The sequence below is a fragment of the Exiguobacterium sp. SL-9 genome (assembly GCF_004336985.1).
GTDB lineage: Bacteria > Bacillota > Bacilli > Exiguobacteriales > Exiguobacteriaceae > Exiguobacterium.
The window spans coordinates 393,125-415,566 of the sequence record NZ_SJUO01000002.1 but is presented as its reverse complement, the minus strand read 5'-3'; the positions used below and the strand labels follow the sequence as shown (position 1 = coordinate 415,566).

Here is a 22,442-nt window from a genome sequence, read left to right as displayed (position 1 = left end):
CACAATATCAGGTTTCCCCAATATGAAAGGAGCACAACACCAATGAATATCATGAGCGTGGTTGGTATTTTGGCACTAATTGGAATCGCTTACATCTTCTCGACCAACCGTAAAGCCATCAAATGGCGTACCGTTCTTGCCGCTTTCGCGGTACAGTTTACGTTCGCATTCCTTGTCCTCTTCACATCAGCAGGACGTAGCGCGTTGGAATTTATCTCAGGAGGCGTTCAAAACGTCTTGAACACGGCGAACGCCGGAATCGGCTTCGTTTTCGGTACAGCTGTAGGAGGAGACAATTTCGTCTTCGCGTTCCAAGTGTTACCGATTATCATCTTTATGTCTTCGTTAATCGCTTTCCTTTACTACATCGGTGTCATGCAATGGGTCATCCGTATTCTCGGAACAGCTCTTGCGAAAGCACTCGGCACATCGCGTAAAGAGTCGCTCTCAGCGACAGCGAACATTTTCGTCGGTCAGACGGAAGCGCCGCTTGTCATCAAGCCTTACCTTCCGACGATGACACAATCGGAGCTCTTCGCCGTCATGGTCGGTGGTCTTGCATCGGTTGCCGGTTCAGTACTTGCTGGATACGCTGCTCTTGGTGTACCACTCGAGTACTTGCTCGCAGCGAGCTTCATGGCTGCACCTGCTGGTTTGATGTTCGCAAAAATTATCGTCCCGGAAACAGATGTGCCGGATGACGATATCGAAATCGCTGAAGATGAAGAGAACAAAGCAGCGAACTTTGTTGATGCGGCCGCTCGCGGTGCATCTGACGGTCTCTTCCTTGCATTGAACGTCGGTGCAATGCTTCTTGCTTTCGTATCATTGATTGCACTCGTTAACTTGATTCTTGGTGGGATTGGCGGCTTGTTCGGTTTCGACGGCCTTTCACTCCAATTGATTCTCGGTTACGTGTTCGCACCACTCGCGTTCGTTATCGGTGTACCGTGGGCTGATGCTGTTCAGTTCGGTAGCTTCCTCGGTCAAAAACTCGTCTTGAACGAATTTGTTGCCTTCTCTGAGTTTGCACCAATCATCGGTTCTGGTGAATTGTCTGCTCGTACAGAAGCAATGATCGCGTTCGCGCTCTGTGGATTCGCCAACATCTCATCACTCGCTATCCTTCTTGGTGGTCTTGGTGGTATGGCGCCGAACCGTCGTAACGACATCGCACGTATGGGTGTCCTTGCGATTCTCGCAGGTACGCTTGCCAACTTGATGTCAGCGACACTTGCTGGTCTTCTTCTCTAATCAAACGCGTTATACTCAGAGTGATCACTTCGGTGGTCACTCTTTTTTTGTGGGAGGACTAAAATGTATGGAATGATCGCGCTTTTTGATGAACAAACAGAGAAACGAATTAGAGAGGTATGGGAAGGCTTAAAACGAGAAGGAATTACTTCTTATGCATTTGAAGTTTCGGATCGACAACCGCACATCACGTTAGCGAGTTATAACCGTTTAGATGTCGAGGCGTATATCGGACTTCTGGACACCCACTATCAATCGAAAGAGGTTGTCCATCTAACGTTTAGCACGTTAGGCACGTTTATTCAATCGGGGGCGTTGTTTCTTTCACCTACAATTTCATCCGGATTGAGGGGCCTCCATTCAGAGCATCACCGTGTATTTGGGTCGTTTAACGATAACGTTGAGTCCCTATATTTGCCGGAGTCATGGATTCCGCATTGCACGCTGGCAAACAGGTTGTCTAAAAAAGAGATGAAAGATGCTTTTGAATATTGTACGGACACTGTAAAACCGTTGTCTGGAAAAGTTGTAGAGGTGGCGTTAATCGAACTTGTAACGCCGAGTGACGTGCGTGTTGTTCATTCGGTATCTTTATCCGAAAAAAGCACCTAGACTGGTGTCCAGGTGCTTTTCGTTTACGCTTGAAGTTGCATGCGCTGACGTTCGATCCACGGCTTCAGTTTGAGGAAGAGTGGGACGAACAAGGCGCTGATCAACAAAGCCTTAATGAAGTTGAACGGCAAGATACCGTAGAGGACGAGGTCCGTTTTGACTGCCGGTTGCGCCATCTCGGTCATGCCGAAGAAGAACGCATAGGCTGGTAAGATGAGCAAATAGTTCAAAATCGCCAAGCTGAGCGCCATCGTGATCGTACCGGCCACGAGGCCTGAAGCGAGCGCTTTATTCGTTTTACGTTTATGGTAGAACCATGCGACCGGATACATGAAGGCGACGCCTGCAAAGAAGTTTGCGACTTCACCGACCGGAACGCCGCCACCGTTAAAGACATAGTAGAGGACGTTTTTTAGAGCGACGACCACAACGCCTGCGAGTGGGGAGAACACGATCCCGGCGACGAGCGCGGGAATGTCACTAAAGTCCACTTTTAGGAATGGTGGTAGGAATGGCAGTGGGAAGTTAAAGAGCATGAGGACAAAAGAAATGGCCCCGAGCATCGATAGCGTCACCAGTGTTGTCAATCGTTTGTTGCGCGTTGTTTTCATCAAAATCTCTCCTTTTGTCGCTCCTTGATGAATGGCACCCGTCGCATAGAAAAACCCGATTGTATGAAACAATCGGGAGAGTTTACGCGCATACGAAATAGATGTTCTCATCGGTGTTTAAACCATACCAAAGAAAACATCCGGATATCGGTCGGATGCCGCCATCTTCTCCCATCCAGACTTTACTGTCGGCTTTCGAATCTCACGAAATCAGCAAGCAACGCCTTGCTCGCTCACGGGCTGAGAAGATCATGTCTTCAATACCGCCGGTCGGGAATTTCACCCTGCCCCGAAGATGGAACGATTTAATTTTTTTTGTTACAGTTTAGTTATACAAGATATTTCACAAAATCTCAAGTCAGTTGACTTGAAGTTAAGATAATGAAGGAGGAGTTCAGATGATTCATTTGACAGAGTCAGCTGCATTACAAGTCATCGATATGATGAAACAAACCGAACACCCCGACAATCAGTACTTGCGCATCAAGGTCCAAGGTGGGGGATGTACCGGTCTATCGTACGGGATGGGGTTTGATGAAGATAAAACAGACAAGGACGTTCAGTTTGACCACTACGGTGTCCGGGTTATCGTCGCCGAAGCCGATCATGGGGTCGTCGACGGTCTCGAGATTGACTATAAGCAGTCGATGCTCGGAGGGGGCTTCACGATTAAGAACCCGAACGCCATCGCCACGTGCGGTTGCGGTTCGAGTTTCCGGACGGCGTCGAACGCCGGGACACCGGGAGATTGCTAAACGAAAGGCCAATCGTATGGACGATTGGCCTTTTTTTGATTCAATCAGTTTCTTCCATCAAAATCAAGCGAATCACTTTTGACGTCGCATCCAATTCGATGTGATGTTGCCAAGGGCGGAACGCCGTGATTTTGCATGTGTCGGTCGTGATTTGGAACGAACAGACGCTCTCTTCCTCTTGGTCAAGGACCGAGTAACGGCTGAAGTCCGATAAACTTTGATAGATGGCGTATTGCTTCGGTAACTCACACGTCCATCCTTTTTCTAACATAAGTTGATGCATGGGCTTCGCCTCTTTCTTTTCTATATATATAAGAATAACAAAAATATTCAAGGATGTGGAAGATTAGTCGAGAGGACGCAAGGGAAAATGAAAAGAGATGTCATTTTTATGTGGGAGGGGTAGGGACGATGAGAAAAGTATTGATTTTCGGTGGCTCACGCTACTTTGGAAAGCGGTTGGCACTTCGGTTGGCGGAGGCTGGCGACGAGGTGACGATTGTGACGCGCGGACAACTGCAAGTGCCCGAGGCGGAAGGGATCCGTTCAATCAAAGGGGACCGGCAGTCGGTGGCGACGATGAAAGACTTGTCGCGCGACCATTATGACCTCGTCTATGACAATATTTGCTTTAACCCGTATCAAGCGAAAATCGCCTCGGACGCTTTCATGGATCAAGTCGGTAAATATGTACTCACGTCGACGATGTCCGTCTATGCACCAGGTGCCGATTTGAAAGAAAGTGATTTTAATCCGCTCCACTACGACTATCATCTCGAATCCGAACATGACTATGGACAAGGGAAGCGAGAGGCCGAGTCCTACTTCTTCCATCGAGCGTCGTTCCCGGTCGCAACGGTTCGCTTGCCGATTGTAGTCGGTCCGGACGACTATACAGATCGTCTCAAGTTTTATATCGACGCCGTCCGTCGGGAAGAGCCGGTCGTCCTCCATCATCCGGAAGCGAAGATGGGTTTTATCTCAAGTTTTGAAGCAGCGGCCTTTTTGGAATGGGTCGGTCGGGCGAACGTGACCGGACCGTTCAATGCGGCGAGTGAAGGAGTCATCTCACTCGGTGCGCTCATGGAACGGATCGGCCATCATTTGAATAAACCGGTCCAAATCATCAAGGACGGCGAGTCATCACCGTACGATACGGACGTCGACTATTATATGTCGATTGCCGAGGCGAAAAAGGCCGGCTTCGTCTTTACCCAACTCGATGATTGGCTCGACCGGGTCATCGTGCAGACAATCCGCAAATGAAAATGGCCCTCATCGTGATGAGGGCCACATCTTTTATTTACCGGCAAATACCGAAGTTGAATGTTGCGGATGGCGTGCTGTCGGGTCGACGAGCTGCTTCACTTGGTTGATGGCGATTGGTGCTTCACCGAAGCCTGTCGCAATCAATTTTACTTTTCCTTCGTACGTGGCGATGTCACCGCAGGCGAAGATGCCGGCGACCGTCGTCTCCATGCGCGAGTCGACACGGATCGTGTTCTTCTCGAACTCCATGCCCCAGTTCTTGATTGGGCCAAGCGACGAAACGAAACCGTAGTTACAGATGAGGTCATCGATTTCGACGAATTTCGATTCGCCATCCTTGTCCGTCAACTCGACCGACTCGATGTGTGTCTCACCTGAAAGGGATTCGATGTTATATGGCGTCCAGACGTTGATTGTCGATGCCTTCATCTGTTCGACCGTATGCTCGTGTGCACGGAAGCGGTCACGGCGGTGAACGATATGGACTTCCTTCGCAACTCCTTCGAGCATGAGTGCCCAGTCAACAGCCGAGTCACCGCCGCCGGCGATCATGACGCGACGATCACGGAATTTCTCCATGTTATCGACGAAGTAATGAAGATTCGCATAGTCTTCACAACCATCGAGACCGAGTGGTCGTGCGGCGAATGCCCCGTTCCCAGCCGTGATGATGATCGCTTTCGTATGGTACTCATCTTTATTCGTTGTAATCTGGAACGTGCCGTCTTCGAGACGCTCGACCGTTTCAACTGTTTCCCCGAGGCGATAGTCTTGTTCGAACTGATCGGCTTGGGCTTTCAATTGGTCAATCAAATCTTGGGCTTTCACTTTCGGGAAGCCGGCGATGTCGTAAATATATTTTTCTGGATACAGTGTCGACAATTGTCCGCCAAGTTGTGGCAAACTCTCAATCAACGCCGTATCGAGTTGGCGCATACCTGCATAAAATGCGGTGAACAGTCCGACCGGGCCGCCACCGATGATGATCACATCTTTCGTCGATTTCATCGAATTCCTCCTCAAAACGTATACATCCATTATAGTGACAATTATGAATTAAATCCATTCTGTACAAACATCCTATACTTTCAAAAAAAATTCAAGAAGATATGCTTTTCCATTGAGAAAACAAAATAAAGAGCGTACAATGGACGAGAAGCAATTGTGAACATTGGTTGAACAAGGTTTAGGCTTTATTGTGAACACGCATGTGAAAAAACACACAACATACGTGTTCGAGAAAACAAAACTATCAAAACAAGGTGGAAATGAACATGAAACGACCTAACATTGTTATTCTTGGCGCAGGTTTCGGCGGACTCATCACAGCGGTGAACCTCCAGAAGACGCTCTCAGCTGGCGACGCGAACATCACGCTCATCAACAAGCATGATTACCATTACCAGACGACGTGGCTCCATGAACCAGCGGCCGGAACGATGAAACCGGAGCAAGCTCGTATCTATATCAACGACGTCGTGAACCCATCACGTGTGAAATTTGTCAAAGGGATCGTCGATCGCGTCGATACTACGGCAAAACAAGTCTTGCTCGTAGACGGTTCAGCAGTTGAATATGATTATGTCGTATTCGCACTCGGTGGCGTACCAGAAACATTCGGTATCCCTGGCCTTAAAGAGAACGCGATGACAATCAGTTCATTGAACAGCGTCCGTAAAATTAAAGAACATATCGAATACTCGTTCGCTCAATATAAAACGAACGGTTCAGCTGACCGCTCGTACGTGACAATCGTCGTCGGTGGCGCAGGTTTCACAGGAATTGAATTCCTCGGCGAACTCGTCAACCGTGTGCCTGAACTTTGCAAACAGTATGACGTACCACGCGAAGCGGTTCGTATCGTGAACATCGAAGCGGCTCCGACCGTTCTTCCTGGTTTCGATCCAGAACTCACGACGTACGCACAGAAGTGGCTCGAGCGTAACGGCGTCGAGATGAAACTCGGTAACGGCATCAAAGGCGTGGAACCAGGTGTCGTCACGTTCGGTCCGCTTCAAGGCGACACGACGGAAACGATCGCAGCGAACACAATCCTTTGGACAGGTGGCGTGAGCGGTAGCCCAATCATCGAGAAGTCTGGCTTCGAAGCGGTCCGTAACCGTGTCATGGTCGAGGCGGACAACCGTGCCCCTGGTCACGACAACGTCTTCATCATCGGTGACTGCTCGGCTGTCATGGACCCGGTCTCAAACCGTCCGTACCCGCCGACTGCCCAAATCGCGACACAACAAGCGCACAATGTGGCGAAAAACATCGCGGCGCTCATCAACGGGAAATCGACTTCGAAATTCGCGTATGAGAGCAAAGGGACAGTCGCATCACTTGGCCACAACGACGGTATCGGCATCGTCATGGGCAAAAAGGTCTTCGGTCGCAACGCTTCATTCATGAAGAAAGTGATCGACAACAAACACTTCATCGAATTGAAGAAGTACGGTCTCGTCCTCAAAAAAGGTAAATTCTAAGCAATATGACCAAGTAGCCCGCTCATCCGAACGGGCTACTTTTTTTGATGACGCCTTATGGTTCACCTTTGACCTAAGAGAGGACGATTCGGTATAATAGACAACGGGAAAAGGGGGGCAATCGCATGCATATCATCCAGGCTGTCATTGGGGCGATTCTTTATTTGGTCATCTTCTTCAGCATCGGCTTCATTTTGAACATGCTACTTAAAAAAACATGGACACTCGTGTTCATCTATCCGATTTTCGTCATTATGATGATTGATAACGTCAAGCTCTCGAGTTACATCACAGAAACATCGACCGCGCTCGCCAACGTCTACGAACGGGTGCTCGGACTTCAGTTTTTGGATGTGTTCATGCTCGGTTTCGGGTTGCTCGGTGCGATATTGGCCGGCGTCACGATTCGCTATTTGCGAAAGAGCGGTTACTCAATGTTTTAAAGACGACAGAAATGTTCGTCTTTTTTTGTTTTCCGCCTACTTTTTTAGAGGGCGAACCGATATACTAGATAAGATAACGATTTAATTAGTAAGGGATGCGATGAGAATGACATTACCGATGTATACGATCAAGAAAGTGTTGAATAATAGCGTTGTCATTTGCCAACATGATCCGGAACCGGAAGTCATTCTACTCGGGAAGGGGATTGGCTTCGGCAAGAAAGCGGGCGATCTCGTCGACCCAGCCAGTGTCCCGGAGAAAGTGTATCAACTGACGGATAAGGAAGAACAATCGCAATATCGTGAACTCGTCAAACATGTCGATGAGGACTTCATTGCCTTCATGCAAGAGATTGTCGGCTTTATCGAGAACAACACGGGCAAAAAAGTCGATCAACATATCCACATTGGTTTGACCGATCACTTGTTTTTCACAATGAAGCGGATCGAACAAGGGATGGAAGTGACGAATCCGTTCTTACTTGAAACTGAATCGCTCTATCCGAACGAGTACGCTTTGGCTGAACGGATTGTCGATATGATTCACGAGCGACTCGACGTCCTGTTGCCGGACGCGGAGATTGGTTTCATCGCGCTCCATATCCATTCGGCGACGACGTTCAAAAACGTACTCGAGGTCAATCGGCACAACCAAATCATTGGCCAAATCGTACAAGCAATTGAGAGTCGTTTGAACGTCAAAATGGACCGAAGTTCACTCGATTATAAGCGCTTACTTCGGCACTTAAGGTACGCCGTTGAGCGGGTTGCGACGGGTGAGATGGTGGAGGCCCCACAAAAAATTGAAAAGGTATTGCGCGAAGAATATCCGCTATGCTATAGTACTGCTTGGGAGCTGATGGGCATCATGGAACGCGAATTAAAGCGTCCGGTCCCGCGAGGTGAAGCGACATATTTGACGATGCATCTCCAGCGCCTAACAAGTAGATAACTGATACCACGTATCTTACGTGTTACTGATTCGATCAGGCATGAGTAAGGAGTGGAACGCAACGATGTCTCCATTAGGAGAGGTCTACGTTCTATACCTTATTCATGCCTGTTTCTGTTTTTATAAACGTTTATTATGAAAACGTTTAGATACGTCGGTTGTCTGACATCTACAGTCGTCTTTCCGCACGAAACAATCACAAAAAGGAGGATTTATCATGTTTAAGCAGATCTTTGGTGTTCTTCAAAAAGTCGGTAAAGCACTTATGCTTCCTGTTGCGATCTTGCCGGCAGCCGGTCTTCTTCTTGCATTCGGTAACGCAATGCAAAACCCGGCCCTTACATCACGCGCTGGTTGGTTAACGAACGAAGGCGTTGTGAAATTCGCTCAGCTCATGGAGCAAGCGGGTGGCATTATCTTCTCGAACTTAGCACTCTTATTCGCAGTCGGTGTCGCGATCGGTTTAGCAGGGGACGGCGTTGCCGGACTTGCAGCTATCGTCGGATTCCTCATCATGAACAAAGTAATGGGTGTTTGGCTCGAACTCACACCTGAAGTCATCGCACAAGGTGACCCGGCTTACGCATCAGTACTCGGGATTCCAACACTCCAAACTGGGGTATTCGGGGGTATCATTATGGGTCTGATTGCCGCCTGGGCCTATAATAAGTACTTCAACATCGAGTTGCCGCAATTCCTCGGCTTCTTTGCTGGTAAGCGTTTCGTTCCAATCGTCACGGCAGTTGCAGCTGTCGTTGCTGGTTTCGTCATGCTTCTCATCTGGCCACCAGTTCAGCACGGCTTGAACACGTTCTCAAACTTCATGTTGACTGAAAACCGCACGTTCGCGGCATTCATCTTCGGTTTGATCGAACGTTCATTGATTCCATTCGGTCTTCACCACATCTTCTACTCACCATTCTGGTTCGAGTTCGGCTCGTACACGGATGCAGCGGGTAACATCGTTCGTGGTGACCAAGCCATCTTCTTCGCACAAATTCGTGATGGCGCTGAGTTGACAGCCGGTACGTTCATGACTGGTAAGTACCCGTTCATGATGTTCGGTCTTCCAGCAGCAGCACTCGCAATGTACCACGAAGCACGTCCTGAACGTAAAGCAGTCGTCGGTGGTCTCTTGGCTTCGGCAGCACTTACATCGTTCTTGACTGGTATTACTGAGCCGATCGAGTTCTCATTCTTGTTCGTTGCTCCACTCTTGTTCGCAGTTCACGCAGTCTTCGCTGGCCTTTCATTCATGGTCATGCACATCTTGAACGTCAAAATCGGGATGACGTTCTCGGGCGGATTGATCGACTACCTTCTCTTCGGTGTACTTCCTAACCGTACAGACTGGTGGCTCGTCATTCCAGTCGGTCTCGTGTTCGCAGTCGTTTACTACTTCGGATTCCGCTTCGTTATCCGTAAGTTCAACTTGAAAACACCGGGCCGTGAAGATGAAGTCGTTGAGCAATCAACTGCTACAGGTTCGGAACTTGCACAAGATATCCTCGTTGGTTTCGGTGGTTCACAAAACATCAAACACCTTGACGCATGTATCACACGTCTCCGCGTCGAAGTAAAAGATAAGAACCAAGTTAACAAAGAAGAGTTGAAACGTCTCGGGGCAGCTGGTGTCCTTGAAGTTGGTAACAACATTCAAGCCATCTTCGGACCGCGTTCGGATGCATTGAAATCAGAAATGCAAGCGGTCATCGCTTCAGGTAACGAAAAGAAAGCTAACTGAATGAAGCTATAAGCCAATCCATTACGGGTTGGCTTTTTTTGTATGGGGGAAACGGTTTCAGTGTGGTATCAGATGGGGAAAAGTAAGTATTCTGACAGAAGGAGGGAACCATGATGTGGAAGAAAGTGTTTGGTGTGTTGCAACGAATTGGGAAGGCACTCATGCTTCCGGTTGCGATTTTACCGGCAGCCGGTCTATTACTCGCGTTTGGTACCGCGTTCCAAAACCCTGATCTCGTTTCGATTTTTCCTTTCTTGGCAAACGATTCACTTGTCCTCATTTGGCAAGTTATGACAGATGCCGGGGATATCGTGTTCGCCAATCTAGGTCTGTTGTTCGCCGTCGGTGTCGCCATCGGGCTAGCCAACGGGGATGGTGTTGCCGGGTTAGCAGCTATCGTTGGTTATTTGATTATGAACAAAGTCATCAGCACGTGGAACGGTATTACCGCGGAAATCGCCCAGGGAGACCCAGCCTATGCATCGGTACTCGGAATCCCGACGCTCCAAATGGGAGTATTCGGGGGTATTATCGCAGGTCTCATTGCCGCTTTCGCGTACAACAAGTACTTCAACATCAAGTTGCCGGATTTCTTAGGGTTCTTTGCTGGGAAACGGTTCGTGCCAATCGCGACCGCCGCATTCAGCTTGGTGATCGGGATTGCGCTCGCCTACATTTGGCCGCCGATCGGAACGGCCATCAACACGTTCTCGAGCACGATCATTGAAGCGAACGTCGCCGTCTCTGCATTCGTCTTCGGTTTGGTCGAACGTTCCTTGATTCCGTTTGGTCTGCACCACATCTGGTACTCTCCGTTTTGGTTCCAGTTCGGGGAATATACGAACCAGGCGGGAGATCTCGTCCAAGGGGACCAACGGATTTTCTTCGCCCAATTGCGTGATGGCGTCGAGTTTACGGCTGGGACATATATGACCGGGAAATTCCCGTTCATGATGTTCGGATTGCCTGCCGCCTGTCTCGCCATGTTCCACACGGTCCCGAAAGAACGTCGCAAAGACGTCGAAGGACTATACTTCTCCGCAGCTCTCACTTCATTCTTGACTGGGATCACTGAACCAGTTGAGTTCTCATTCGTCTTCGTCGCACCTCTTCTCTTTGGTATTCATGCCGTGTTCGCTGGATTATCCTTTATGACCATGCACTTGCTCAACGTTAAAATCGGGATGACGTTCTCTGGTGGACTCATCGACTATCTGTTGTTCGGGGTGTTACCGAACCGGACAGCCTGGTGGCTCGTCATCCCAGTCGGTCTCGTCTTCGCGGTCGTCTATTACTTCGGGTTCCGCTTCGCCATTACGAAGTTCGACTTGAAAGTTCCGGGACGTGATGTCGTCGCCGAAGGTAAAGGCGCACGGGCTGTCGTCGGGGACGATCTGCCGTATGAAGTTCTCGTCGGTCTCGGCGGACCGGATAACATCAAACACCTCGATGCTTGTATCACGCGTCTTCGCGTCACCGTGAACGATGTGAAGCAAGTCGATAAAGACTTGCTCAAAGATCTCGGGGCGGCCGGAGTACTTGAAGTCGGAGATAACATTCAAGCCATCTTCGGGCCGAAATCCGATACGCTCAAATCTCAAATCGCTTCCATCATTGAAGGTGGCGAATATAAACCGAAAGAAAAAGCCGTCATCACGCCGGAATCGGCCGAACACGCCGATCATCGTTTCCTTGCCCCGATGTCAGGTGTCATCTTGTCACTCGATGACGTCCCGGATCAAGTGTTCTCGGGCCGGATGATGGGTGAAGGATTCGCCATCGAACCGAGTGCGGGACAAGTCGTATCGCCGGTCACAGGACAAATCACAACGTTCTTCCCGACGAAACACGCAATCGGTCTACTCGCGGACGACGGGCGTGAAATCCTGATCCACGTCGGTCTCGACACGGTCAACCTGAAAGGGGAAGGCTTCGTTGCTAAAGTGAAGGAAGGCGACCGCGTTGAGGCGGGTGACGTCTTACTCGATGTCGACCTCAACTTGATTCGTGACAAAGTCCCATCGCTCATCACACCGATCATCTGGACGAACGGAGACGGCAAGATCGTCGTTGTCCCATTTGGAGAGACGGTCGTCGCTGGTGAAGCGCTCGATTTTAGAACGGATGATAAAGGCGCCGAATAAACGAAAAAAGAAGCTCTCGCAACTGCGAGAACTTCTTTTTTGTTACTTCTTAATATCGAATTTTTCACTGAGGAAGTTTACAACTTCTTCAGCTGTATCCATGTTGAGGACGTCGTTGACGATCGCTTCTGTTTCTGACTTCGTCAAACGCTTCACGAGGCTGCGTGCGCGAAGGACGCTTGAAGCTGACATCGAGAACTCGTCAAGACCAAGTCCGAGGAGGATCGGGATTGCGAGCTCTTCTCCAGCCATCTCGCCACACATGCCGACCCATTTGCCTGCTTTGTGTGCTTCTGTGATGACGTTGTGGAGAAGGTTCAAGATGGCCGGGTTGAACGGTTGGTACAAGTACGAGACTTTTTCGTTCATACGGTCCGCTGCCATCGTGTATTGAATCAAGTCGTTCGTGCCGACTGAGAAGAAGTCGACTTCTTTTGCGAATTGTTTTGCCATGACGGCAGTCGATGGAATCTCGACCATCATCCCTGTCTCGTAGTTACCGACAGCGATTCCTTCTTCTTTCAACTTCGCTTCTTCTTCGAGAAGGAGCGCTTTTGCCGCGCGGAACTCTTCAAGTGTCGCGATCATTGGGAACATGATGGCAAGGTCACCGTGCGCTGAGGCACGGAGAAGAGCGCGAAGCTGTGTGCGGAACAAGTCCGTCTCTTCTAGGCAAAGGCGAATTGCGCGATAGCCGAGGAACGGGTTCATTTCTTTCGGAAGGTCGAGGTAAGACAATTCTTTATCTCCACCGATATCGAGCGTACGGATGACGACTTGTTTGCCGTCCATACCTTCGATGACTGCTTTATAGGCTGTATATTGCTCTTCTTCCGTCGGGAACGTTTCTGAGTCCATGTAGAGGAACTCGGTCCGGTAAAGTCCGATGGCGTCAGCGCCGTTTTTCAACACGCCTTCGAGGTCGTTCGGTGTTCCGATGTTTGCCGCAAGTTTGACTTTGTGGCCATCGGCTGTGACCGACTCTTCGTTGACGAGTTGTTTCAACTCTTCTTTATATGCTTCGAATGCAGCGCGTTTTTCGATGTATTCATTGACGAGTTCATCAGATGGGTTGACGAAGACGTCACCTTCTGTACCGTCGATGACGACGAGGTCGCCGTTCTTGATTTCTTCGAGCGCTACTTTTGTTCCGACGACAGCCGGGATTTCGAGTGAGCGAGACATGATCGCCGAGTGAGACGTACGTCCACCGATGTTCGTCGCGAAACCTTTGACGTATTTACGGTTGAGTTGTGCCGTGTCAGACGGTGTCAAATCTTCAGCGATGATGATGACTTCTTCAGAAATCGAAGCTGGCGTCATGAACGTGACACCGAGGATATGCGCCATGACGCGTTTCGTGACGTCACGAACGTCGGCAGCGCGTTCACGCATGTACTCGTTATCCATCGATTCAAAGATCATGACCATTGTTTGAGCGACTTCATCAAGCGCCTTCGCAGCGTTCATGTGTTCGCTTTCAATTTTGTCGTTCACTTGTGAGACAATCTCAGGATCCTCGACGATGAGCAAGTGGGCCGAGAAAATCTCTGCCTTGTCTTCACCGAGTTCACGAAGCGTGATTTGACGGATTTCTTCGAGTTCTGTTTTCGACTGAGCGATTGCCGCTTGGAAACGGGCCTTCTCAGCTGCTACGTCCTCGATTTTGTTTGTCGGGATGTCAAATGAAGGTGTCTCCATGACGAATGCTTTCGCAACTGCGATTCCTGCAGATGCGCCAATACCTTTAATGTGTGACATAAGCGTAGTCCCTCTCTTCAAAGAAATAGTGGTTTCCAACGTTATCTCGTTAGTTCTTACCCGAAATGAAAAAGGAACTAACGAAAACATGGAAGATTAAAGTAGCAACGGTCTACTACTAGGGGAAGCCTCGACCGAACAAAATGGCCTCGCCTCAACAGGGAGGGATGCCTGATTGCGTACTTTCTTATCCTATCATAAAATAAATCATCGTCACAACGAGGAGTTAACGCCTGAATTCGAAGAATTCATGACTCTTACGCATACTGTTTCATTATTTCGCTGAAGTTCGTTATGCTAACCATATATAAAGAAGGGAAGTGGCAAACATGTATCAAGTGAAAGACTTAGATTGGAACGGTTCATACGACACGATCGTCGTTGGAATCGGCGCTGCCGACACGATTGAGGAAGGTCTCGATTCATTATTCAATGGACGTGTCAAAGCACTGATTCAATCGGCGGATATTTCGACGAAGACAGGTGAAGTCTCCATCGTCCCGACGTTTGAAGGAACGGTCAAACGGATCCTATTTGTTGGTCTCGGGCAACGGAATGAGAACACAGTTGAAAACGTGCGGAATTGGTTCGGCAAAGTCGCTAAGCAAATCAAGGCTCGCGCTTTCACGGACGTCGCGGTCGCACTCGACACGTTCGGACCGAACACGGCGAAACTGTTTGCTGAAGCATATGAGATGGCGACGTATGAGCATCCTACATACAAATCTGAGCCGAAACCGGCGAAACCCGACGTGACGATTACGTTGCTCGGGGCTGATGCAAAGGACGAGGCGCTAGCCGGTGCCGCTTACGGACGCGGTGTCAATGTCGCACGGACGCTCACGATGATGCCGGCCAATATTTTGACTTCGGAAACACTTGCGGACTATGCCGTCGAATTGGCCGAACGCCATGGTTTCGACTATCGCATCATTGAGAAAGAAGAGATGGAAGGGCTCGGCATGGGCGCACTCCTCGCCGTCAACCAAGGGTCGACGATTCCGCCGAAGTTGATCGTACTCGAATATCGTGGGGCAGGCGATGCGGCACCTGTCGCCGTCGTCGGAAAAGGGATCACGTTTGATACGGGTGGTTACTCAATCAAACCGAAAGACGGCATTGTCGGTATGAAAGGGGATATGGGCGGCGCCGCGACGGTGCTCGGTCTATTCGAGACGCTTGCGACGACGAAACCGAAGGTGAACGTCCTCGGGGTCATCCCATCGACGGACAACATGATCTCGGGGGACGCGTTCAAGCCGGACGATGTCATCACGGCGATGAACGGGAAGACGATTGAAGTGCTCAATACCGACGCAGAAGGTCGTCTCGTCCTCGCTGACGCCGTCACCTTTGCCAAGACGTATGAACCACAAGCGATCATCGATGTGGCCACGCTCACGGGTGGTGTACTCGTCGCACTCGGTACGGAGGTGACGGGTTGCCTGACGAACGATGCGTCGCTCTACGGCGCCTTAGAAGCTGCGAGCCGTGACACGAACGAACTCGTCTGGCAGATGCCATACTTCGATGTCTTCATCAACCAAGTACGTAAGTCGGAAGTCGCCGACTTAAACAACTCACCGGGCCGTTACGGCCATATGATTTTCGGCGGTGCGTTCGTCGGTGAGTTCGTCGGGGACACGCCTTGGCTCCATCTTGACATTGCAGGCACGAGCGAACGCTCGGCGGCGAATGACCTCGGACCAAAAGGACCGACTGGCGTCATGGTGCGCACACTCGCCTCGATGCTTGAAGGATGGAAACGTTGAAAATTGGATTTGTATTGATGGGTTTGGCCGTCGTCTCCGGTCTCGGATACACGGCTTGGCCAAGCCATTGGTTGTTAGGGGTGACCGTCTTTTGCGCGGTACTCGGAGTATTGTTTTTGATGCAGGAGGGACGCCGTGGTCGGAGTAGGAATTGATGGCGCGCGCGGGGGCTGGGTACGAATCACGTACGATAGCATCTCGCTCTGTTTGACCATCTCAGAGAAGTTGGAAGATTTATTTATTGAAGGTGCTGTGCATTTTGTCGATATGCCGAAAGACTTAGGGTCGATCGACAAGCCGGATCGGACATGTGACGCGTGGATGCGGTCAAGACTAAAAGAGCGGAAGTCGTCCGTTTTCACACCGCCGATTCAAGACGTGCTCATGGAAGCGTCTTATGCCGAGGCGAACGCGAAGAGTCGTGAACTGGTCGGAAAAGGGATCAGTAAACAAGCGTGGAATCTCGTGCCACGGATTCGTGAGTTTCAAACGGTCACGGAGGCGGACGTCTATGAGTCGCATCCGGAAGTGTGCTTCGCTGTCATGACGGGGAACGAGGCGCGTTTCAGCAAGAAGACCGAAGCAGGAGAGCTCGAACGGATCGAGTTGTTGCGTCGCTATTCGAAAAGCTCGCCTTGGAAGTGGAAGATGTCGAACGTACAAGTCGATGATATTATCGACGCGTGTATGTTGGCCGTTGCTGCTTATGAGGCAGGAACGACAGGGATGGAGACGCATCCGGACCAAACTGAAGGTGTGCCGTTCGTGGCGGTACCGAAGACAAAAGAGCGATGACGCGTCATCGCTCTTTTGGTGTCGTCGGCCCGAGGACAAATCTCCACATATAATGAAACACTTGGGCGTTATAGAGTGCCTTGAGCAACACGGCCAAGACTGGTCCTAAGATGAAGCCGAGCACCCCGAACAGTTGTAACCCTACAAAAATTGAGATGAGGGCGGCGAGCGGATCGAGCCCGATATGGGACCCAACGATTTTCGGCTCGGCCAAGTTACGTTGGACGATGACGACGACATATAAGATGATGAGCCCGATGGCGAGAAACCAGTCACCGTTCACGGCAGCATAAGCGGCCCATGGCAATAGCAACGTTCCGACGCCGAGGTACGGCAACAAGTCGAAGATGGCCGCTAGCAGAGCGAATGAGAACGGGTTGTCGACCCGTAGAATCAGCATCCCGATCAGAACGATCCCGAACGTGATGGAGATGAGCGTCAACTGGGCCCGGACGTAGCCGAACAGCGCCGAGCGCAAATTGGTCATGACGAGTTCGAATTCCTTGAAACCTTTTCGTTCGTTCAAACGCGCAATGGAACGCATGTAGACGTTCCAATCTTTCGTGATGAAGAACCAGGCGAGTACGATGACGATGAATAAGAGTAAGACGAGCGGTAAGGCACTGAGAATGTCTTGCAACAACCCGGCGATTCCTCGCGACAAAACGCCGATCGCAGCCCCAAGTTGGACGCCAATCTCGGTAATTCCACCTTCGAGCGAGTTCGTCTGACCCGGATTGAGCCGCTGGACACTGTCATACGCATCGTTGACGAACGGAGCGATTTTCTCGTTGAACATGCGCTGTATGTATTCGGTGAACGTCTCGATTTGGGCTGGAAGTTTCTCGGCGGCAATCGTCAAGTAACGAATGAGTTGAGTCACGACGATAGCAATCACACCGCTGACGACACTCATGACGATCAATAAGGATGCTAACGTCCCGAGAGCCCGGGGTAATTTGGTCTGACGCTCGAACCAATTGACGAGCGGGACCGTCAACAAGGATAACAAGAAAGCGAACACGAAAGGATACGTATACGTAAAGAGGACGCTCAGTCCCCAAATAACGAAGACGAGCCCGATAATGACGAGCAGGAAACGAAGTAACTGCCACAGTCTGGCTGGCGACACAACACATAGCCCCTTTCCTAACGATTGGATTGAGCATAGTATACCACGTGACTGGTAAATATAGAGGATGGATAGGTGATGGAACATGAAGGAATTACAACGGCGAATCGATCGGATGATCATTCATTTAGGCGGTTATTGGCGGCCACTGTCGGGGTTGGCCCGGCTGTTGGAAGAAGTGGGCGAAGTCGGAGGGGCGCTCTATGCGAACGATCGAGTGGCCCTGCGAGAAGAACTGATGGACGTCTTCGTCATATCGACATGTCTGGCAAACCAATATGCCATCACCCTCACGGATCAAACGACAGATCGTGGGGAGTCACGAGAGGACCGGACTTATTACCGACTCGTGCGCGAAGCGGGGGAGGTCGGGCGGATTTTAAACGCCTACGAAGGGGACAAAAAATTGAAGGCGTCCGCGACACCAGGATCGTTGCAACGACATATCGAAGCCGTCCAACGCGCAACAATAGAGCTTGCCGACATGAACGGATTTGACCTGTTCGCGGAAATCTTCTCGCTGATTGAAGACAAATCGTCCCGAGACTTTGGACGCTTTGACCATACCCCGGACCCGATTACGGAAGAATCGGTTCGCACGTACCTTATGTACATGGACGGGCGGTACTGGGGTGGAATCGAGGCTAAACCTTTCGAAGCAGTGAGCCGATATAGAGAACGGGAAGGGCACTTGACTCGTTTTTTAAAAATCGCCGAAGTCGAGGGGCTCGATGGGTTTGTCATTCGACAACCTAAGCCGCCTTTCCACATTGGACGCTCAGCCGAGACGGACTTGCAACTTCCGGCCCATTTTGCTGTCGAGATTGAGCAGCATGGTGTCGATACGTTTTGGGTTGTGCGAAAAAAAGGTTAAAATCATTCCCCTTTTTTGTAAAAAGTATTCATCGTTTTTTAAAATATTTACTTTTTTAATAAAAACAATATGCTACTATGAAGGTGTTGTCAGTCGCGATGTCCGTGTAAAGAAAGGAATATTTTGGATGAATATGAAGCTTTTTAAACTTGTCCTCATCATGATCATATTGGTGTCATCTATTCAAATAAACGTTGCAGAAGCAGCTACGAGAGAGGGCGAAACGACGGAAAACCTGAACGTGAGATCCGCACCGAGTACGAGCGGAAAATTAATAAAAACGTTAAAAAAAGGAACTAAAGTAAAATATGAAATTTATAACAAAACGTGGAGTAAAATATATTTAGATAATCGAACTTACTATGCCGCGGCCCAGTATATCAAACCGACTTCTGCTAGTTCCTCTTCGGTGACGAAGCAAGCGACGACGTCGACAGGTGTGACAACGGTCAATTTGAATATACGAATGTCGGCCTATAGCAAGGCGAAGATTTATCGGACGCTAAAAAAAGGTACGACGGTTCAATACGCCGTCCATAACTCGTCTTGGGCGAAAGTATACGTGGATGGTAAGACATACTACGCCGCTAAAACGTATATTGCCCCGAAAGTCACAACGTCAGCACCGAGTGTAGTGAAAGAGAACGGTTATGCCAATCGAGAATTAAAGTTGTACGGATATCGCAATCAACGATCGACTGCCCTTAAAGTATTACCTGCGAAATCGGCGGTCGTCTCGAGCAAATATAACTCGAGCTGGTCGGTCGTTTATATCGGGAGCAAGACATATTATGCCCCAACGGCCTTTATCACGGCCGGTGCGATTAAACCGACCGTGGTGAAAGAGGACGGTCATGCGAACCGCGAATTAAAATTATATGGTTATCGCAGTCAACAATCGACTGCCCTCAAAGTATTACCCGCGAAATCGGCGGTCGTCTCGAGTAAATATAACTCGAGCTGGTCGGTCGTTTATATCGGGAGCAAGACATATTATGCACCAACGGCCTTTATCACGGCCGGTGCGTTCAAACCGACCGTGGTGAAAGAGGACGGTCATGCGAACCGCGAATTAAAATTATATGGTTATCGCAGTCAACAATCGACTGCCCTCAAAGTATTACCTGCGAAATCGGCGGTCGTCTCGAGCAAATATAACTCGAGCTGGTCGATTGTTTATATCGGGAGCAAGACATATTATGCCCCAACGGCCTTTATCAGTCCAGGCGCTCCGGCAGTAACGCCGCCACCGGCGACGAAGCCGCCAGTCATTCAAAAAGTTCAAGGATATGCGAACCGGAATGCAAACCTCTATAAAAAGACGATTCAATCATCACCGGTCGCCCGTGTGTTACCGAAGTATACGGCTGTGACGTATAGCAAATATAACTCGAGTTGGTCAGTCGTCTATATCGGGTCGGACACGTTCTATACCCCGACTTCATGGCTATCGGCCGGGAAGGCTCCGGCCGCCCCTGCGGCCACGCCAAAAGGAAAAGTGTATACGAACACGCCAGGTGACGTGTTGAACGTCCGGGCGAGCGCCTCTGCGAGCTCTACAGTTCTCGGCAGACTCGCCCATGGCACCCAAGTCGACCATTACGGTTCTACGAACGGCTTCTATAAAATCAAGTACAATGGACGCGATGGCTATATCTCGACGGCTTACGCGATGACGGTCAAGCCTAGCGCGACGAGCAACGCCATCATCGTCCTCGATGCGGGCCATGGAGGCGGTGACCCGGGAGCGGTGAATGGATCGCTCTATGAGAAGACAATCGTCCTCGACGTGACGAAACGAGTCGAGGCGTACCTCCGTTCGAAGTATGATTACCAAGTCCGGTTGACGCGCTCGACGGACGTCTACTTGACGCTTGACCAACGCGTTCAAACTGCGAAAACACTTCGCGGCAACTTGTTCGTCAGTTTGCATACGAACGCTGCGACGACGCCGTACGCCAAGGGTGTTGAGACGTTCTACTCGTCATCATCTGCTCATAGCGCGAAGAGCCGTGTTCTTGCGACGAACATTCAGTCCAATTTGATGGGTAAGATGTCAGGGATGACGAACCGTGGTGTCAAGACGGCAAACTATTATGTCATTCGTTATAATACGATGCCATCGGCTCTCGTCGAACTCGGTTTTATTTCCTCGCCTCAAGACCTTACGCATTTACGGAGCAATGCTTCACGTCAACGGATGGCGGAAGGCGTTGCCGAAGGAATCGCAACATACGTACGTGCTTATCATTAATGCTCATCTGATATGAAAATGCCCCGACTCGGGAAGAGAGTCGGGGCATTTTGCGTTTATAGATCGTCGAAGCCGTTGGCGTCGGTGACTTTTGCGTACGAACGCGATTTTTGTTCGAAGAAGTCGGATTTTGTGGCATTCAATGAATCGTCTGAATAGGCACGGATCCACGGCATGACGTCTTCATTGAACCCTTCATACAGATCGTTCAAGCCGATGACGCGGAGGCGTTTGTTAGCGAGGTACTTGACGTAGTCCCGCATCTCGCTGACGTCGAGCCCGTCGAGGTCACGAAGGACGTATTCGCACCATTCGACTTCGAGGTCGACGGCTTCCGCCATCGTGTCATAGACGAACTGACTGAAGCGACCATCTGCGTCAATCTCCGGGTTTTCCGTCAACACGGCCCGGAGCAACTGGCTGACGAAATAGGAGTGTTGCATCTCGTCGCGCTGAATATAGCTGATCATCGTCGACGTTCCGACCATCTTCTGGTGACGCGCCAAGTTGTAGAAGTAGGCGAATCCGGAATAGAAGTTGATCCCTTCGAGGATAATCGAGGCGACGAGCGACTTGGCGAACGTCTCGGCCGTCTGGTCGGCGCGGAAGTCCTCATATAAGTCCAAAATGAATTGGTTCCGTTTCATGACCATCTCGTCGTCTTTGGCGATATCGAAGATGCGATTTTGTTCGCTCAGCGGCACAAGACTTGAAAGGACGTAACTATAAGATTGGTTATGGACGACCTCTTGCTGAGCGATGACAGCAAGCACGGCATGCACCGATGAGTCCGATGAGAACATCGATGACTCAAGGATATAGCGCGTCTGCACCGAGTCGAGAATCGACAACAACCCGATGATCCGTTTAAAGGCGTCTTGTTCCCGCTCGCTCAATTGTGGCCATTGCTGCATGTCTTTGGACATCGAAATCTCATCCGGAATCCAAAAGTTCGAGAGCAACTGTTTATAGATGGTATAAAACTGTGGGTAGGCGATGTCGTTCCAATTGACGATAGAACTCGTCTCGCCCCCGATAATAGCGGTCGCCCGGTTAGGATGTTTGGGCGACAGTAGTTTGATCTTTTGAATGGTCATGGACATATACTCCTTCTTCGGTGTTTCTTGCCAACCGCTCGGCCCAATGTCGGACGTTGTACGGTTGATTGCGCGGCGACTGTTCGATTTTCAACGTCTCACCGGCGAGGGGAATCCCGTATTTTGAAAGGTGGTAGGCCATCTCATCGACCGCACGACAGAAGTGGACGAACATCTTGTCGCCCGTCCCGAACACGGCGGCTTGGCGAAGCGGCACGTTGAGCTCTTTTAAGATGAGGCGGAACGTGTCTTTCATCTCGTCCGGCAAGACGCCGTCTGCCCACGTGTATGACCCGAAATAGACGAGATCATATGAGGCGAGTGATTGGGCTTCGCGATAGCCGATGCGGTCCGCTTCATACAAGACGACGCGGTCGCTCCGCTTGACGTGGGTCGCTTGAATCAACTCGGCGACCTCTTCTGTATTCCCGCTCATCGAACTATAGACGATTGCGACGTTCATGGTCGTTCCCACCTTTCTATTACG

19 protein-coding genes, 2 pseudogenes and 1 riboswitch are annotated in these 22,442 nt (G+C 50.2%); of the genes and pseudogenes, 14 read left to right on the top strand and 7 right to left on the bottom strand.

Annotated elements, in window-relative coordinates; translation table 11 throughout:
* The first annotated feature begins 42 nt into the window (after window positions 1-42).
* Together EVJ34_RS06585 and EVJ34_RS06580 are read left to right on the top strand one after the other, a co-directional pair.
* Window positions 43-1,254: a NupC/NupG family nucleoside CNT transporter gene (locus EVJ34_RS06585; RefSeq protein ID WP_131436999.1), complete on the top strand. Its 1,212-nt coding sequence runs from the start codon at window positions 43-45 to the stop codon at window positions 1,252-1,254.
* Window positions 1,255-1,317: 63 nt separating this feature from the next.
* Entirely contained in the window at window positions 1,318-1,866 is a 549-nt protein-coding gene (locus EVJ34_RS06580; RefSeq protein ID WP_131485021.1) for a 2'-5' RNA ligase family protein, read from the top strand.
* 23 nt (window positions 1,867-1,889) lie between these two features.
* On the opposite strand, the gene EVJ34_RS06575 is transcribed toward EVJ34_RS06580, so the two are convergent.
* Window positions 1,890-2,477, bottom strand: a complete 588-nt coding sequence (locus tag EVJ34_RS06575) for an ECF transporter S component (protein WP_029595118.1) — start codon at window positions 2,475-2,477, stop codon at window positions 1,890-1,892.
* A 159-nt stretch (window positions 2,478-2,636) separates the two neighbouring features.
* A riboswitch (FMN riboswitch) is annotated at window positions 2,637-2,778 on the bottom strand.
* A gap of 97 nt (window positions 2,779-2,875) precedes the next feature.
* Between EVJ34_RS06575 and EVJ34_RS06570 the strand changes: the two genes are divergently transcribed.
* Complete coding sequence (locus tag EVJ34_RS06570) at window positions 2,876-3,232, top strand: HesB/IscA family protein (protein WP_131437003.1); 357 nt, start codon at window positions 2,876-2,878, stop codon at window positions 3,230-3,232.
* Window positions 3,233-3,272: 40 nt separating this feature from the next.
* On the opposite strand, the gene EVJ34_RS06565 is transcribed toward EVJ34_RS06570, so the two are convergent.
* Window positions 3,273-3,515, bottom strand: coding sequence for a hypothetical protein (locus tag EVJ34_RS06565; protein ID WP_131437004.1), 243 nt, complete (start codon window positions 3,513-3,515; stop codon window positions 3,273-3,275).
* 128 nt (window positions 3,516-3,643) lie between these two features.
* Here EVJ34_RS06565 and EVJ34_RS06560 point away from each other — a divergent pair, with 128 nt between their 5' ends.
* Complete coding sequence (locus tag EVJ34_RS06560) at window positions 3,644-4,498, top strand: Rossmann-fold NAD(P)-binding domain-containing protein (RefSeq protein ID WP_131485020.1); 855 nt, start codon at window positions 3,644-3,646, stop codon at window positions 4,496-4,498.
* 33 nt (window positions 4,499-4,531) lie between these two features.
* On the opposite strand, the gene EVJ34_RS06555 is transcribed toward EVJ34_RS06560, so the two are convergent.
* Entirely contained in the window at window positions 4,532-5,509 is a 978-nt protein-coding gene (locus EVJ34_RS06555) for an NAD(P)/FAD-dependent oxidoreductase (protein WP_131485019.1), read from the bottom strand.
* A gap of 266 nt (window positions 5,510-5,775) precedes the next feature.
* Here EVJ34_RS06555 and EVJ34_RS06550 point away from each other — a divergent pair, with 266 nt between their 5' ends.
* The 5 genes and pseudogenes from EVJ34_RS06550 to ptsG (EVJ34_RS06530) all read left to right on the top strand — a co-directional run.
* Complete coding sequence (locus EVJ34_RS06550; RefSeq protein WP_131485018.1) at window positions 5,776-6,987, top strand: NAD(P)/FAD-dependent oxidoreductase; 1,212 nt, start codon at window positions 5,776-5,778, stop codon at window positions 6,985-6,987.
* A gap of 125 nt (window positions 6,988-7,112) precedes the next feature.
* Window positions 7,113-7,430 (top strand): YuiB family protein, encoded by a 318-nt coding sequence (locus EVJ34_RS06545; protein WP_021065526.1) that lies wholly within the window; start codon window positions 7,113-7,115, stop codon window positions 7,428-7,430.
* 106 nt (window positions 7,431-7,536) lie between these two features.
* Complete coding sequence (gene glcT, locus EVJ34_RS06540; protein ID WP_131437010.1) at window positions 7,537-8,382, top strand: glucose PTS transporter transcription antiterminator GlcT; 846 nt, start codon at window positions 7,537-7,539, stop codon at window positions 8,380-8,382.
* 217 nt (window positions 8,383-8,599) lie between these two features.
* A pseudogene (ptsG, locus tag EVJ34_RS06535) lies at window positions 8,600-10,099 on the top strand (glucose-specific PTS transporter subunit IIBC); the annotation flags it as partial.
* 140 nt (window positions 10,100-10,239) lie between these two features.
* Window positions 10,240-12,177 (top strand): annotated as a pseudogene (ptsG, locus tag EVJ34_RS06530) (glucose-specific PTS transporter subunit IIBC); the annotation flags it as partial.
* Window positions 12,178-12,312: 135 nt separating this feature from the next.
* On the opposite strand, the gene ptsP reads toward ptsG (EVJ34_RS06530), so the two are convergent.
* A complete protein-coding gene (gene ptsP, locus EVJ34_RS06525; RefSeq protein WP_131485016.1) occupies window positions 12,313-14,031 on the bottom strand; it encodes a phosphoenolpyruvate--protein phosphotransferase in 1,719 nt (572 codons plus the stop codon).
* A gap of 329 nt (window positions 14,032-14,360) precedes the next feature.
* Here ptsP and EVJ34_RS06520 point away from each other — a divergent pair, with 329 nt between their 5' ends.
* The 3 genes from EVJ34_RS06520 to EVJ34_RS06515 are packed head-to-tail and all read left to right on the top strand — an operon-like array spanning window position 14,361 to window position 16,598.
* Window positions 14,361-15,803: a leucyl aminopeptidase gene (locus tag EVJ34_RS06520; RefSeq protein WP_131485015.1), complete on the top strand. Its 1,443-nt coding sequence runs from the start codon at window positions 14,361-14,363 to the stop codon at window positions 15,801-15,803.
* On the top strand, window positions 15,800-15,958 hold the full coding sequence (locus EVJ34_RS15690) for a hypothetical protein (RefSeq protein WP_161568883.1): 159 nt from the start codon (window positions 15,800-15,802) through the stop codon (window positions 15,956-15,958). Before EVJ34_RS06520 ends, EVJ34_RS15690 begins: the two co-directional genes overlap by 4 nt.
* On the top strand, window positions 15,939-16,598 hold the full coding sequence (locus tag EVJ34_RS06515; RefSeq protein WP_131437020.1) for a DUF429 domain-containing protein: 660 nt from the start codon (window positions 15,939-15,941) through the stop codon (window positions 16,596-16,598). The genes EVJ34_RS15690 and EVJ34_RS06515 overlap by 20 nt, the downstream gene beginning before the upstream one ends.
* A gap of 4 nt (window positions 16,599-16,602) precedes the next feature.
* Here the strand turns inward: EVJ34_RS06515 and ytvI are convergent, their stop codons facing one another.
* Entirely contained in the window at window positions 16,603-17,730 is a 1,128-nt protein-coding gene (gene ytvI / locus EVJ34_RS06510) for a sporulation integral membrane protein YtvI (RefSeq protein WP_131437022.1), read from the bottom strand.
* Window positions 17,731-17,815: 85 nt separating this feature from the next.
* Here ytvI and EVJ34_RS06505 point away from each other — a divergent pair, with 85 nt between their 5' ends.
* Both EVJ34_RS06505 and EVJ34_RS06500 read left to right on the top strand, forming a co-directional pair.
* Entirely contained in the window at window positions 17,816-18,604 is a 789-nt protein-coding gene (locus EVJ34_RS06505; RefSeq protein WP_131485014.1) for a MazG nucleotide pyrophosphohydrolase domain-containing protein, read from the top strand.
* A gap of 127 nt (window positions 18,605-18,731) precedes the next feature.
* Complete coding sequence (locus EVJ34_RS06500; RefSeq protein WP_201739927.1) at window positions 18,732-20,858, top strand: N-acetylmuramoyl-L-alanine amidase; 2,127 nt, start codon at window positions 18,732-18,734, stop codon at window positions 20,856-20,858.
* Window positions 20,859-20,914: 56 nt separating this feature from the next.
* Here EVJ34_RS06500 and EVJ34_RS06495 read toward each other — a convergent pair whose 3' ends face one another.
* The gene (locus EVJ34_RS06495) at window positions 20,915-21,955 is read right to left on the bottom strand and encodes a ribonucleotide-diphosphate reductase subunit beta (RefSeq protein WP_131437028.1); all 1,041 of its coding nucleotides are present in this window, start codon (window positions 21,953-21,955) and stop codon (window positions 20,915-20,917) included.
* On the bottom strand, window positions 21,912-22,418 hold the full coding sequence (locus EVJ34_RS06490) for a flavodoxin domain-containing protein (protein WP_131485012.1): 507 nt from the start codon (window positions 22,416-22,418) through the stop codon (window positions 21,912-21,914). The genes EVJ34_RS06495 and EVJ34_RS06490 overlap by 44 nt, the downstream gene beginning before the upstream one ends.
* Window positions 22,419-22,442: the final 24 nt, after the last annotated feature.